15 protein-coding genes are annotated in these 13,443 nt (G+C 61.5%); 4 read left to right on the top strand and 11 right to left on the bottom strand.

Translation table 11 applies throughout. The features are described 5' to 3' along the window. Positions 1-65: 65 nt before the first annotated feature. Together ACSZOQ_RS19365 and ACSZOQ_RS19360 are read left to right on the top strand one after the other, a co-directional pair. Positions 66-2,975, top strand: coding sequence for a ribonucleoside-diphosphate reductase subunit alpha (locus ACSZOQ_RS19365; RefSeq protein WP_439923980.1), 2,910 nt, complete (start codon positions 66-68; stop codon positions 2,973-2,975). A gap of 64 nt (positions 2,976-3,039) precedes the next feature. Next, positions 3,040-4,212, top strand: a complete 1,173-nt coding sequence (locus ACSZOQ_RS19360; RefSeq protein ID WP_439923978.1) for a ribonucleotide-diphosphate reductase subunit beta — start codon at positions 3,040-3,042, stop codon at positions 4,210-4,212. 113 nt (positions 4,213-4,325) lie between these two features. On the opposite strand, the gene ACSZOQ_RS19355 is transcribed toward ACSZOQ_RS19360, so the two are convergent. Continuing rightward, a complete protein-coding gene (locus ACSZOQ_RS19355; RefSeq protein ID WP_439923977.1) occupies positions 4,326-4,772 on the bottom strand; it encodes a VOC family protein in 447 nt (148 codons plus the stop codon). A gap of 212 nt (positions 4,773-4,984) precedes the next feature. Between ACSZOQ_RS19355 and ACSZOQ_RS19350 the strand changes: the two genes are divergently transcribed. Both ACSZOQ_RS19350 and ACSZOQ_RS19345 read left to right on the top strand, forming a co-directional pair. Next, positions 4,985-5,440: a MarR family winged helix-turn-helix transcriptional regulator gene (locus ACSZOQ_RS19350; RefSeq protein ID WP_439926152.1), complete on the top strand. Its 456-nt coding sequence runs from the start codon at positions 4,985-4,987 to the stop codon at positions 5,438-5,440. A 204-nt stretch (positions 5,441-5,644) separates the two neighbouring features. Beyond that, entirely contained in the window at positions 5,645-6,241 is a 597-nt protein-coding gene (locus tag ACSZOQ_RS19345) for a hypothetical protein (protein WP_439923976.1), read from the top strand. Between the two features lie 30 nt (positions 6,242-6,271). On the opposite strand, the gene ACSZOQ_RS19340 is transcribed toward ACSZOQ_RS19345, so the two are convergent. From ACSZOQ_RS19340 to soxX, 10 genes are all read right to left on the bottom strand, one after another. Further along, positions 6,272-7,312, bottom strand: a complete 1,041-nt coding sequence (locus tag ACSZOQ_RS19340; protein WP_439923975.1) for an MBL fold metallo-hydrolase — start codon at positions 7,310-7,312, stop codon at positions 6,272-6,274. An 89-nt stretch (positions 7,313-7,401) separates the two neighbouring features. Then, positions 7,402-7,938 carry a GlcG/HbpS family heme-binding protein gene (locus ACSZOQ_RS19335; RefSeq protein ID WP_439923974.1) on the bottom strand — a complete coding sequence of 179 codons (537 nt, stop codon included), beginning with the start codon at positions 7,936-7,938 and terminating at the stop codon, positions 7,402-7,404. After that, a complete protein-coding gene (locus ACSZOQ_RS19330; protein ID WP_439923973.1) occupies positions 7,925-8,380 on the bottom strand; it encodes a DsrE family protein in 456 nt (151 codons plus the stop codon). The genes ACSZOQ_RS19335 and ACSZOQ_RS19330 overlap by 14 nt, the downstream gene beginning before the upstream one ends. Positions 8,381-8,388: 8 nt before the next feature. Continuing rightward, positions 8,389-8,841 carry a DsrE family protein gene (locus tag ACSZOQ_RS19325; RefSeq protein WP_439926150.1) on the bottom strand — a complete coding sequence of 151 codons (453 nt, stop codon included), beginning with the start codon at positions 8,839-8,841 and terminating at the stop codon, positions 8,389-8,391. Between the two features lie 8 nt (positions 8,842-8,849). Further along, entirely contained in the window at positions 8,850-10,592 is a 1,743-nt protein-coding gene (soxB, locus tag ACSZOQ_RS19320; protein ID WP_439923972.1) for a thiosulfohydrolase SoxB, read from the bottom strand. 265 nt (positions 10,593-10,857) lie between these two features. Beyond that, a complete protein-coding gene (locus tag ACSZOQ_RS19315; RefSeq protein ID WP_439923971.1) occupies positions 10,858-11,181 on the bottom strand; it encodes a hypothetical protein in 324 nt (107 codons plus the stop codon). Continuing rightward, the gene (gene soxA, locus ACSZOQ_RS19310; RefSeq protein ID WP_439923970.1) at positions 11,178-12,038 is read right to left on the bottom strand and encodes a sulfur oxidation c-type cytochrome SoxA; all 861 of its coding nucleotides are present in this window, start codon (positions 12,036-12,038) and stop codon (positions 11,178-11,180) included. The genes ACSZOQ_RS19315 and soxA overlap by 4 nt, the downstream gene beginning before the upstream one ends. Positions 12,039-12,067: 29 nt before the next feature. Further along, entirely contained in the window at positions 12,068-12,379 is a 312-nt protein-coding gene (gene soxZ / locus ACSZOQ_RS19305) for a thiosulfate oxidation carrier complex protein SoxZ (protein ID WP_439923969.1), read from the bottom strand. A 38-nt stretch (positions 12,380-12,417) separates the two neighbouring features. Then, the gene (soxY, locus tag ACSZOQ_RS19300) at positions 12,418-12,915 is read right to left on the bottom strand and encodes a thiosulfate oxidation carrier protein SoxY (RefSeq protein WP_439923968.1); all 498 of its coding nucleotides are present in this window, start codon (positions 12,913-12,915) and stop codon (positions 12,418-12,420) included. Positions 12,916-12,943: 28 nt separating this feature from the next. Then, on the bottom strand, positions 12,944-13,282 hold the full coding sequence (gene soxX / locus ACSZOQ_RS19295; protein WP_439926148.1) for a sulfur oxidation c-type cytochrome SoxX: 339 nt from the start codon (positions 13,280-13,282) through the stop codon (positions 12,944-12,946). Between the last annotated feature and the right edge of the window lie 161 nt (positions 13,283-13,443).

Below are 13,443 nucleotides of genomic sequence, written 5' to 3'. Positions count from 1 at the left end.
CCGTGGGATTTCCTGCGCGCGTCTCCGCTCGGCCCCGGCTCACAACAAACTGGGGTCCTGAGCCGATGTCTCTCGCAACCGAAGCTGCAGCTACTGCGCGTGCCGTGCATCCGTCTTTGCCTGCTGCGGCCGCGATGCCGCCCAGCGAACCCGCGTATCAGGTCATTCGACGCAACAGATCGGTATCGCCGTTCGATTCCTCGAAGATCGCCGTCGCGTTGACCAAGGCGTTCCTCGCGGTCGAGGGCAACAGCGCCGCCGCCTCGCGCCGGGTCCACGACATCGTCACTGAGTTGACCGACCAGATCGTCGCCAGCCTGACCCGGCGTGCCGACGCGGGACGCACGTTCCACATCGAGGATATTCAGGATCAGGCCGAACTCGCGCTGATGCGGAGCGAACATCACAAGGTCGCGCGCGCCTATGTGCTCTATCGCGAGGAGCGGACACGCGAACGGGCGAAGGTGCAGGAGGCGAAGACAAAGAAAGGCAACTCGGCAGCCGCGACGCCGACGCTGCGGATGAAGTCGGCCGATGGGTCGACGACACCCCTCGACACCAAGCGCCTCGCCACAGTGGTGGTGGAGGCCTGTGCCGGACTTGAGAGTGTCTCGGCCGAGGCAATCCTGACCGAAACCCATCGGAACCTTTATGACGGCATCAGCGCGGATGAGTTGGCGCTGGCGCCGATCCTCGCGGCGCGCACGCTGGTCGAGACCGACCCGGACTACGCCAAGGCGAGCGCGCGCCTCCTGCTCGACAAGCTGCGCCACGAAGCATTGAGCTTCGTCGCCGGCCGGCCGGAGCAGGCGACCCAGGCGGAGATGACGGAGCGCTATGCAGAGTATTTCCTTAGCTATGTGCAAACGGGCATCGCGAATGAGCTGCTCGATCCCGAGATCAGCCGCTTCGACCTCGACCGGCTGGCGGCGGCGCTGAAGCCCGAACGCGACCTGCAGTTCGACTATCTTGGATTCCAGACCCTCTACGACCGCTACTTCCTGCATGTTCGCAGCATGCGTTTCGAACTGCCGCAGGCATTCTTCATGCGCGTCGCCTGCGGCCTTGCGCTACGCGAGATCGACCGGGAAGAAAAGGCGATCGCGTTCTACGACCTGCTCTCGTCGTTCGACTTCATGGCCTCGACACCAACACTGTTCAACGCCGGGACGCTGCGGCCGCAGCTATCGTCCTGCTTCCTCACGACCGTCGCCGATGATCTCGACGGCATCTTCAAGGCGATCAAGGACAACGCACTGCTGTCGAAATACGCAGGAGGACTCGGCAACGACTGGACGCGCGTGCGCGGGCTCGGCGCGCACATCAAGGGCACGAATGGCGAAAGCCAGGGCGTGGTGCCGTTCCTGAAGGTCGCGAACGACACCGCGATCGCTGTCAACCAGGGCGGCAAGCGCAAAGGCGCGGTGTGCGCCTACCTCGAGACATGGCACATCGACATCGAGGAATTCCTCGACCTGCGGAAGAATACCGGCGACGACCGCCGTCGCACCCATGACATGAATACGGCCAACTGGGTGCCGGACCTCTTCATGCAACGGGTCGAGGAGGACGGCGTTTGGACGCTGTTCTCTCCGGACGAGACTCCGGATCTCCATGATCTCACCGGCAAGGCCTTCGCCAACCGCTACGCCCTCTATGAAGAGAAGGCTGCGCGCGGCGAGATGCGGGTAACAAAGCAGGTCCGCGCCGTCGACCTGTGGCGGCGTATGCTGACCATGGTGTTCGAGACCGGGCATCCCTGGATCACCTTCAAGGACCCGTGCAACCTGCGCTCGCCGCAGCAGCATTGCGGCGTCGTGCATTCCTCGAATCTCTGCACCGAGATCACCCTCAACACCTCGAATACCGAGGTCGCGGTGTGCAATCTCGGCTCGATCAATCTCGTCAACCACCTGCACGACGGCAAGCTCGACCACCAACACCTCGCGCGCACCGTGACGACCGCGATGCGGATGCTCGACAATGTGCTCGACGTGAATTTCTACACCATCCCGGAAGCGCGCGCGTCGAACCTGCGGCATCGCCCGGTCGGGCTCGGCATCATGGGCTTTCAGGATGCGCTCAACATCCTGCGGCTGCCTTACGCGTCGGATGGAGCCGTGTCCTTCGCGGACGAGAGCATGGAGGCGATCGCTTACTGGGCCATCTCCGGCTCGGTCGATCTCGCAGCCGAGCGCGGCCGCTATCCGTCGTATGAAGGGTCCCTGTGGTCGAAGGGCATCCTGCCGCTTGATTCCCTCATGCTCGTCGATGAAGCGCGCGGCGCGCCGGTCGACCTCGACCGTTCCAGCCATCTCGACTGGGATGCGCTGCGCCAGCGCGTCATGACCATCGGCATGCGCAATTCGAACTGCATGGCGATCGCGCCGACCGCGACGATCTCCAATATCTGCGGTGTCTCGCAGTCGATCGAGCCTGCCTATCAAAACCTCTACGTCAAATCCAACATGTCCGGCGACTTCACCGTGGTGAACGCCCATCTCGTACGCGATCTCAAAGCGCGCGGGCTGTGGGACGAAGTGATGATCTCGGACCTCAAATACTTCGACGGCGGCCTGGGCCAAATCGACCGGGTCCCCGACGATCTCAAGGCGCTCTATGCAACTGCCTTCGAGATCGACTCGGCCTGGCTGATCGACGCTGCGGCGCGCCGGCAGAAGTGGATCGACCAGGCGCAGTCGCTCAACCTCTACATCGCCAATCCGAACGGCAAGAAGCTCGACGCGCTCTATCGTCATGCCTGGAAGCGCGGCCTCAAGACGACCTACTACCTCCGTTCGCGCTCGGCGACCCATGTCGAGAAATCCACGCTGAAAGGCACCGACGGCAAGCTCAACGCGGTCTCGGCGTCAGTGTCAGCAGCACCGTTGAATGGTCACGCCGCCGCTACTGCTGAAGCGGAAAGCTGGAAAGCCTGCCGCATCGACGATCCCAGCTGCGAAGCGTGTCAGTAAACCTCACCGTCATGCCCGCTCGTCACCGGCATGACGAAAGAAAAAGCAATTCAGGAACTCCATCATGCTCGATTGGTCCGATACCTCTTCCGCCCCGGCACGACCCCTTCCGCCGCAGACGCTTGCGCATAGCGACGTGGCATCCAATTCATCACCTCGGGTGACAATGACCGGCAACCTTGCCGATGCCACCGGCCTCGGTGAAATCGATCGCGGCGGCGGCCGCGTGCGCGTCGACGACAAGCGGATGATCAACGCTCGCGCCGATGTGAACCAGCTTCTGCCGCTCAAGTACCGCTGGGCCTGGGAGAAATATCTCTCCGGCTGCAACAATCACTGGATGCCGACAGAGGTCTCCATGCAGGCCGACATCGCGCTGTGGAAGTCGAAGGACGGCCTGACCGACGACGAGCGGCGCATGGTCAAGCGCAATCTCGGCTTCTTCGCGGCCTCCGAGTCGCTTGTCGCCAACAACATCGTTCTGGCGATCTACCGTCACCTCACCAACCCGGAATGCCGGCAGTATCTGCTACGTCAGGCCTTCGAGGAAGCCGTCCACACCCACACCTTCCAGTACATCGTCGAAAGCCTCGGCCTCGACGAAGGTGAGCTATTCAACATGTATCGCGAGGTGTCCTCGATCACGGACAAGGCGGCCTGGGCGCTCAAGCATACCCAGCATCTCGACGACCCCGGCTTCAAGACCGGCACGCCGGAATCGGATCAGGCGTTCCTGCGCGATCTCGTGGCATTCTACGTCGTGTTCGAAGGGATGTGGTTCTATACGGGCTTTGTGCAGATCCTCTCGCTCGGCCGGCGCAACAAGATGGTCGGCATCGCCGAGCAGTATCAGTACATCCTGCGCGACGAATCGATCCACCTGAATTTCGGCATCGACGTCATCAACCAGATCAAGATCGAGAACCCGCATCTCTGGACCAGAACGTTCCAGGAAGAAGTGCGCGCGATGCTGAAGAATGCCGCCGAGCTCGAAGCCGCATATGGGCGAGACACCATGCCGCGCGGGTTCCTCGGCCTGAATGCGGCGCTGTGCGAGACCTATATGCACGTCATCGCCAACAGGCGCTGTGCCCAGCTCGGGCTTGCGCCGGTTTTTCCCGAAGCCGACAATCCATTCCCGTGGATGAGCGAGGCGATGGATCTCAAGAAGGAGAAGAACTTCTTTGAGACCCGTGTCATCGAATACCAGAACGGCGGCGCACTCGCTTGGGATTGAATGCGACCGCATAGCGCCGGATGAACTGGACGCGTTTTCTTCATGCGAACCGGTAACCATCCTTGGGTCAAGCCCGAGGACATGATTCGCTCGAAAATGCTGTAGGCACGCGATCAGCCCTTCGGCGGCTTCCAGTCAGCGGATGGAATGACATTGATCATCCAGGGGATGCCGAACTTGTCGGTCAGGGTGCCGAAGCCGGGCGACCAGAAGGTTTCGCCGAACGGCATGCCTGCCTTGCCGCCTTCAGACAGTTGATCGAACCAGCGTCGGGCCTCGGTCATGTCCTGGGTGTGCAGGGTGACGTCGAAGCCGTTCTTGGGCTTGTCGATGTTGGACGCCCATCCGACGTCCATATCGGCGCCCATCAGCGCCTGATCGCCGACGTCGAGCCAGCAATGCATCAGCCAGGTCTTGTACTTCTCGTCGGTGATCGGCATGCCCGGCGGTGCATCACCATAGGGTATGGTCGCCTTGATCGTCCCGCCGAGGACTTTGGCGTAGAACTCGAACGCCTCGCGGCACTGACCCCGGAAGCTGAGGCTGGTCACGATCTTCATCGTTGTATCCTTTCTGATTGGGATATCGACTCACATCAGGACAGATTGAGTTGCCAGGACACGCGGCCACCCTGGAACATCAGGAATGGCTGCATCGTGGACAATCGTCATCTCCTTTTACGTCGCTTGTTTGGGGAACGATCATCGATGTCGGTTGACGATACTATATAAGTTGATATCAACTTATCAGGCGATGGATGTCAACCCTGCAGATGCGCGCACCGGCAAACCCTACTTTCGAAACCACCCTTCTGGTGCGCGACACCTGCCTATGCCTGCATACACAGAGAGCAGCGCGAGCGATCGCACGCCGCTTTGATATCGCGTTGAAGCGGGCAGGCATCACCAGCGGGCAGTTCTCCTTGCTGATGTCACTCAACCGGCCGAAGCCACCAAATCTCAGCAGCGTGGCGGCGCTGCTGGCCATGGACAGGACGACCCTGACTGCCAATCTCAAGCCGTTGGAGCGTCGCCTCCTTGTCGAAACGGCGGCCGATCCCACGGATGCGCGCGCCCGATTGCTGCGACTGACGACGGCTGGCCGAAAGGTTCTGGCCGAGGCGGTGCCGATCTGGCTGCATCTTCATGCGGAGATCGAAAAGGAGTTGTCGGACCCGGATCGTCTGCGCATCGAGCTCAATATTCTTTCGAAAACTGAACAATCGTAACGGTGCCGCCGGGTAATGCCGGGAGGGCGTCGCAGCGGCACCCTTCCCTATCGTTTCCGAAATTGTGCTGCCGCCACCATCATGACCGCTTTGAAAAGCAGCGCACGGCTTCTGCGCCTTTATCCATGCCACGTTTCTCAGGTTATGATAGGTCATGCCGCCTGAACGCAGCACAGCGAAGCCGGCATGTCGGGGTAAGCAAGCATGAAGCAACAAATCCTCTTTGCTTTCGTCGCGGTTTTGGTCGCAACCACCGGCGGGCACGCCGCGCCTGCTCTTGTCGATGACGCGGCTGGTTCTCAGGCTTGCTTTACCCGCAACTACGACGCAGCCCATCTGGTAAAAAATCCTGGTCAGAAGACGGTTTCGATGCAGCTCGCGCTGCGGCGGGAAACCTATCCCGGCAGCGTCAACACGCCGCTCCAAACATTCGCCCGGCTGGAGATCGTGCGGCGTGATGACGCGCGGTTGTGGCGGGCTATCGGGCAATGCGCGTTCGAACGGGAAGCAAACCGCGGCGATGGCCGCACGATCGTCTCAAGCTATCATCGTGCGGACGGCATCGCCTGCCACATCACCGGCGAGAACCTCGATTCAGAAGGCGGCATATTCATGATTGAAGCTGCCGGCGACAGACTGAAGGTCTATTTCGATGACGACATCACCATGCGCACCGACGCGCGAGTAACGGACGGACCCGGCAAGTATACCGCTTTTGGACGCGCAGACAGGATCTTCGTCCTCAATCGCGCTGCGGACGACGCCTGCTCAAACTTGCAGAAGGCAATAGTAGCTGAATAGGGATCGCCTTTGCTCTGTGCGAGCTTCCGTTCAGCCCGCAACCACCGGGCCGCCGGCCTTTTTCCATGCATCGATACCGCCCTCGATATGCGCCGCGTTGGCCAGGCCGGCCTCCTTTGCCTCGGTGACGGCCATGGCTGAGCGCTCTCCGAAAGCGCAGAAGAACACGATACGGCGCCCGGTCGCGGCGGCGACCTCGCGCAGCATGCCGCCGGGTTTCAGGCTGTCGGTGATATCGGGATAGGGCGCATGCAGCGCGCCTGTCAGCGTGCCGTGTTTGGCGCGCTCGTGAGCTTCGCGGAGATCGACCAGCAGGATGTCCGGCTGCCCGAGCCGGGCAATCGCCTCTCGCGGCGTCAGCGCCAGACCCTGTTTCACCAGATCGTCCTGCCTGAGGCCGACGTGCATGTTGGCGGGGATCACCACATCCATCAGCTTCGGGTTCGGCAATTTCAGGTTGTTCATCAGCTCGATGTATTCGTCCACCGAACGCACCTGAAGCCTCGGGTTGTAGTGCCTCTCCTCACCGATGGTGGAGACCGTGTCGCCCTTGTAGTCGTGCGCGGGGAACACCATGGTTTCGTCAGGCAGTTTCAAAAGCCGGTTGAAGATCGAATCGTACTGCGCCCGCGCGCTGCCGTTCTGGAAATCGGTGCGGCCGGTGCCACGGATCAGGAGCGTATCGCCGGTGAAGACGCGGTCGCCCATCAGGTAACTGTAGGAATCGTCGGTGTGACCCGGCGTGTACATTACGTCGAGGCCAATGCCCTCGATCTTGACCGTGTCGCCATCGCTGACGCGCATCGAAACCACATCGGCCTTGGTCTGCTCGCCCATAACCGTGACGCAATGGGTGCGATCGCGCAGTTCGCCAAGGCCGGTGACGTGATCGGCATGAAGATGGGTGTCGACGGCCTTCACGAGCTTGAGGTCGAGTTCGCGCAGCAACTGGCAGTAACGGTCAACCTTCTCCAGCACCGGATCGAGGATCAACGCCTCGCCACCGGCGCGGCTTGCCATCAGGTAGCTATAGGTTCCGGAGACGCTGTCGAACAACTGGCGAAAGATCATGACCCTGCAGCCCTGCCTTCCGGCGCAGACATCCTTTACGCGCGCGGTATCGTAGCAAATTTATGCTGATTGCGCGCGATTACAACCGGTCAAAAATCCAGCTTGTCGCGGATCGCCTCGAGCCCCGCTCTGGCGCAGGCCTCGTCCTTATCGCCACCGGGCGCGCCGGCCACGCCGATGCCGCCGACAAGCGTTCCGCCGGTTTCGATCACCAGCGCGCCGGCCAGCATCGCGATATGTGGCATCCGCGCCAGGCTGGCGTCCATCTGGCCGTCGCGCACCATTTTGGCCAGTTCGGAGGTGTCGCGACGAAAGCTTAGCGCCGTATAGGCCTTGGCGGTAGCGATGTCGGCCGCGGGCAGGCCGGCATAACGATCGCGCAACAGCACCTGCGGCTGGCCGAAGCGATCGACCACGGCAACCGCGACCTGATATCCGTCGTCGCGGCATTTCTTGAGGGTAGCCTGTGCGGCCTCCAGCGCGACATCCGGGGTCAGCGACTTGTAGGTGACGAGCGCATCGTCGCCAGCACGGGCCGACGCGGCCGCTATCACGGCCGTCACGGCTACCGCGAACGCGCGGCACTTCGGCGCTCTCACCGTGCTATGTCGATCACGGCCGCACATAGCTCCAGCCCTGCTCCTGCAACTCCATCAGCCGCACTATGCCCAAAGGCACGACCGTCGTTCCAGCTAGCAACTCAAGCGGACGACCTTCCTTCTTCTCCATGCTCTCCTTGGTGTTGTTGCAAGCAGAGAACTGGATCTTGCTGGGGGGTGGGATCTTGCTGAGGTGTTTGATGCGCTCCTTCACCGGCGAGGTATCTTCGCGCAGCATGTGGAGGCCCGGTCCGCATGCCATGATCTCGACGACTACCGCCTGGTTCACGCCGCGATAGTGTTCGATCACGTCGGTGGCATTGGTCAACGCGAAGTCCATGGTATGTCGATCGTTGGTGTCGACCTGGATCACAAGGTGGTGCTGCTTCGGCTCGTCCGCGAAACCATTCGCGGTGAATGCGAGCAACAGCCCCACGGCTGCGACGAGGTGGCGAAGAAATCGGCGCATAAAAACTCCTATGGTCTGACCAGAGTATAACCGTTTTCCGTGAGTGACAGGATTTGTCCGACGCCGACTTGAACGGGCCTCGCGGACGGGATGATCGCCGGCCGCTTGCCGGTCTCGCGCTCGATGGTGTCGAGCGTGTTCACGCAGACATCGAAACTGACGCCCTGCGCGATCAGGCTTTCGACGCGGGCGCGGCTGGCATTTTCCGTCCGCAGCAGATCGATGCCCGGTCCGAAGGCAACCACCTCGACGGCGATCTTGTCGGGACCGTAGGCCTTGATCAGGTTGTTGGCGACGCTGAGGACGAGGCTCTGCTTTTTCGAGTCACCGTCGGACAATTGCAGGACAATGCGATGCTCGGCGAAGGGTTTGTCGGATAGCGGAGCGGGCTGGGCCCGTAGCGTAAGCGGCAACAGCGTCAGCGTGACCGCTGCCGCTGCGATCGCTTGTCTCCGTGTCAACATGTCGGTCATCCTGCGAGGCCTGGATTGCCGTCGACGCCTTTCAGCGTCACGCTATCGCGGCGAGCGCCGCTTGTCATGCCGTTGCGCAGGTGCGCGGCGAAGACGTCCCAGACCGGCGCGCCCTTCTGTTCGTTGACCGAAGCCCAGCCGGCGACTTTGTAGCGCTTGCTCGCCTCGAGCGAACGCCCGTTCTCCAGCTTCAGGTCCGAGATACGATGGCCGACGCTCTCCGCGGGCGCGCAAGCATAGGACAGGCCACCGACGCGAACCACGTCGCCGCCCTGCTGGTAGTAGGGATCCGGGTTGAAGAGGTTGTCGCAGACGTCTTCCAGAATGTCCTTGATCTGGCCGCCGGTCATGCTCTGGGCGTAGGTCTCGGGATAGGTGCAGGCGGTTTCCGCGAGCACATCTTCCATCGTCAGGCTCTGTCCGGGCAGCACGCTGGTGCCCCAGCGGAAGCCCGGCGACAAGGCGATCTCGGCATCGAATGCCCCGCGCAGCGCGTCGCAGATCAGCGTGTCCATGGTGCCGTTGAAATTGCTGCGACGATAAAGCAAGCGGTCCGTGGTCGCGATCTTCTGGGCATAGGCCGCCGCATAAGGCGCGCGTACTTTCTCGATCAAAGCCTCCATCGCAGGATCGGCCCTGAGCAGTTCAGAGAACACCGGCAACAGCCAGTAGCGTACGTCGCGGACCTTGCCCTTGGCAAGATCGAGGTCGAGGACGCCGAGGAATTTGCCGTTGGAGCCGGCATTGGTGACGAGCGTCGTGCCGCCGGCATTACTGACAGGAATCGGCTGCGGCACGGCATCGTGGGTATGACCGCCGAGGACGACGTCGATGCCGCTGACGCGGCTGGCGAGCTTGAGATCGACGTCCATGCCATTGTGCGACAGCAGCACGACGGCATCCACCTTGTCGTTCTCGCGCAGCGATCGGACCAGCTTCTGCAATTCCTCGTCGCGAATGCCGAAGGTCCAACTCGGCGTGAACCGCCTCGGATGCGCGATAGGAACATAGGGAAACGCCTGACCGATCACGGCAACGCGATAGCCGCCGAGTTCCTTGACCATCGCGGGCTTGAACACGCGTCCGGAGGCGGCATCGAAGGCCGGCGTGTCATTGAACGCGGCCTCCTCGGTGAGGAAAACATTTTGCGCCAGGAATTCGCCTTTGAAGCGGGAGAGGTTGTCGCGCAGCGTTTTCTCACCGTAGGTGAATTCCCAATGGCCGGTCATCGCTTCGATGCCGAGCAGGTTGGCGGCGTCCACCATGTCAGCGCCGCGCATGGCGTTGGCAAGGCCGGAGCCCTGCCAGAGATCACCGCCGTCGAGCAACAGCGCGTTGTGCGGTCCGGCATCGCCGCGTAGCCGGTCGATCAGTGTCTTGAGGTGAGCAAAGCCGCCGAGCCTGCCGAAACGAGCGGCCGATTTCTCGAAATCGAGACAGGTGAAGGCATAGGCGTCGGCGCTGTCGGCCTTGATTTGAAAACGATCGAGAAAGGCGCGGCCGACCAGATGCGGCGGTTGCCCGCGCATGGTGCCGATGCCCAGATTAACGCTGGGCTCGCGGAAGAACATGGGCAGCAACTGCGCGTGGGTGTCAGTCATGTGCAGGATGCGCGCGTTGCCAAAGCCTGCAAGCTCGTACACCGCGGAATCGCTAGCTGCACGGGCGATGCGTGGCAGCGCGCTGGAAAGGCCAGCGGCGGCGCCGGCTTTCAGGAGATCACGGCGGCGGAGGGTCATATAATGAGCCTCGCCATTGCGACACTTTGCGTCTCGTTCGGCATAGACTGCACTCATACAACGGAAGGTCGCGATGCCTTCTGATTTTGATCAACCGGTTCGTCATTGTGAGGAGCTCAAGGGCGACGCGAAGCGTCGTCCCGCAGCGACGAAGCAAATCCAGTTCTCCCCTATAGCGGCTGGATTGCTTCACTTGACGCGCAAAATTGGCAAGAGCCAATTTTGTCACGAGCTCGCAATGACGCCTTGATCCGAATCACGCCGTTCAGCGGATCTCCATCTTCCTCCAGGCGTCCTTTTGCTCGTTGGACTGGAAGATCGCAGCCTTTGACAGTGCTTCGGATTTCGCCGATTCCGCGACGGCCTTGTCGAAATCCCCTGCCCCGGCAGCAGCCTTGGCATCCTTCAACGCCTCGACAGCCGTGGTCCACTGGTTGCGCAGCTTGCCGGCTTCGTTGTTAGCCGCTTCGGCCGCGGCATAGGCCGCCTTGTAGTCGGCCTCGGTGTTCGCGGCTCGGGCAGCTGTCGCGCCCACGACCATGACCATCGAAAGTGCCACGAGGGTAGGGAGACGCATGCTGCTCTTCATGGCCGTGCTCCCGGACCGGAAATCGGCAGCCCGTTGCTGACGTAGGACAGATAGTATTCGAGATCGCGGTATTCATCATCCTGCGGGGTCAGCGGCACCCCGCGCACCTGGCTGTTGCATGTGGTAAAGCGACGGCTGGTTGTGCCCATGCCGCCCCATGCGGAGCGATAGATCGGCATCGCGTTGAGAATGCCGAGCGCGGGCGCGAGCACCTCGGCCCGGATACGGTTGCCCGGTGTCTGCACGTGGCAGGTGGCGCAGGAGAAATTGAGCTGGCCGCGCCGCGTATAGAAATAACGCTTGCCGTTTTCGTAGGCTTCGAGCGCCCGCGGATCGTTCGGAATCTTGATGTCGAACGGCTTGCCACGCGAGGTGAAGGCCATGTAGGCCGTCACCGACGCCATCTCGTCCTTGGTATAGGAGAACAGCTTTTCTCCGTTAGTCTCGAGGCACTGGTTCACAGCAAGTTCGAGCGTGACGACCTTGCCCTGCTTCTTGTCGAAGGTGGGATAGTTCTGCCGGATGCCGATGCCCTTGTTGGGGAAACAGTCCGCGAAGGTCTTGCCGTTCTTGAACGGCTTCTCGAACATCTCCTTGCCGGCGGCGAGCGCGAATTCGTAAGGAGGAAACTCCTCCTTCTCCTTCCACTGCTTGTACAGACCTTCGTCCATCGAATAAGGCCCGTTGACGAAATCCTTCAGCTTCAGCTTGGGGAACTTGTCGGTGAAATATTTCTGGAAGGCCTTGAGGTCGGCGGGCGGATTGGTCTTTTCGGCAGCGTGAGATATCTGCGCCGCGACGCAGGTCAGCGCCGCCAGCACCACGCCCATTGCCGCCGAGCGGAAGGTCAATCGCATGTCTGTTCTCCGCCTGCCGCGCGCCGCCATTACTGAATCTTTGCCGTGGAGGTGTCGGAGGCACCCTTGTTGTCGACCCAACTGATCTTGAGGTCGCCGCCCTTCTTTCCGCCCTTGAAGCTGAATTTCACATACGGGTCCTTTGAGACGGCCGGTCCCCAGTCGGCGATGAAAACCGGCTTGCCGTCATATTCGACGGTCAGTTGCTGAATGAAGTGCGCCGGGATCAGCTCGCCGGCGGGATTCTTGACGAAACCCGAATCCATCGGATGCTGGATCAGCGCCTGGACCTCGGTCGTATCGCCGCTCGACGTTGCGCGAACACGGATTGTCGATGCCATAACTGTCTTCCCTGAATGACTATTCCCTGACCGTTCGCTCAACCACCGCAGCCGCCAATGGTGACCTTGACTTCCTTGCTGGCGCTATAGAGCTTGCCGCCGGCTTCCACGATCGCGATGACATTGCTGGTCTTCGCCATCTTCAGGCGGTTGGCGACGCTCGGCATCGTCCCGGCGGGGATGCGGTACGACGCGGCCAGCGCGTTCGGATTTTCCGCGACCAGAAACGAGATCGACGTCACATCGGACAGGCTCGTGGTGACGGAAATAGGGACGACCGCGCCGTTCTCGGCGATCTCCGGTGCGTCCATCTTGACCTTGTCGGATTTCTCAGCGGTCCTGCCGTAGAGCGCCTCGATCGCGCCATCGGCTCCCTTAACCTTGAAGGCGGCGTTGGGATACTTGTCATTGGCAGCGGCGAGCGCAGGCGCTAGCCCGAAGCGGATGCCGGCAACGCCTGCCAGCGCAACGACCGCCGCGCCTTTCAGGATCAGCCGCCGCGTCGCGTCAACGCTGCCGTGCGATGGATCGATCATGCATGTTCTCCTTTGCACGCGGCCGATGTCACAGCGTCTGCAGGAAGTCGACGACCGCGTCGATTTCTTTGTCAGTCAGGATGTGGTTTCGACCGAACGGCGGCATCACCGTAAGCGGATTTCGCTTGGTCTCGTCGCTGACGATGGCGACGAGATCGGCGCGGTTCGGATACTTGCTTTTGATGTTGGTGAGGGCCGGCGCGATGTTACCGGCCTGGCTGCCGCCCTTGATCTCATGACAGGTCAGGCAGTTGCCCTTGTTGCGATCGAATGCGAGCTTCTCTCCTTCGGCGGCGGCGCTCTGCGCGCGCGCAGAAAAGGACGTGACGGTGACGGCGAGCAGCAGAGAGGCCGCCAGCGCCGGCAGAGGGACGGACTTCGTCAAAGGAATTATCCTCAAAGGCGGTTCCCGCGGTGCTCTATTGATTACATCGTTATCCGGCGGCCACGTCATTCGGCGAGGGCACCGTGGACTTAATTTTCACATCCTCGGCCTTTGCACAAGCGCTCATGATGGCTTGCCTGCCG

Source organism: Nitrobacter sp. JJSN (assembly GCF_051912485.1).
GTDB lineage: Bacteria > Pseudomonadota > Alphaproteobacteria > Rhizobiales > Xanthobacteraceae > Nitrobacter.
The sequence above is the reverse complement of the archived record's forward strand: the minus strand, read 5'-3'. Positions and strand labels throughout refer to the sequence as shown.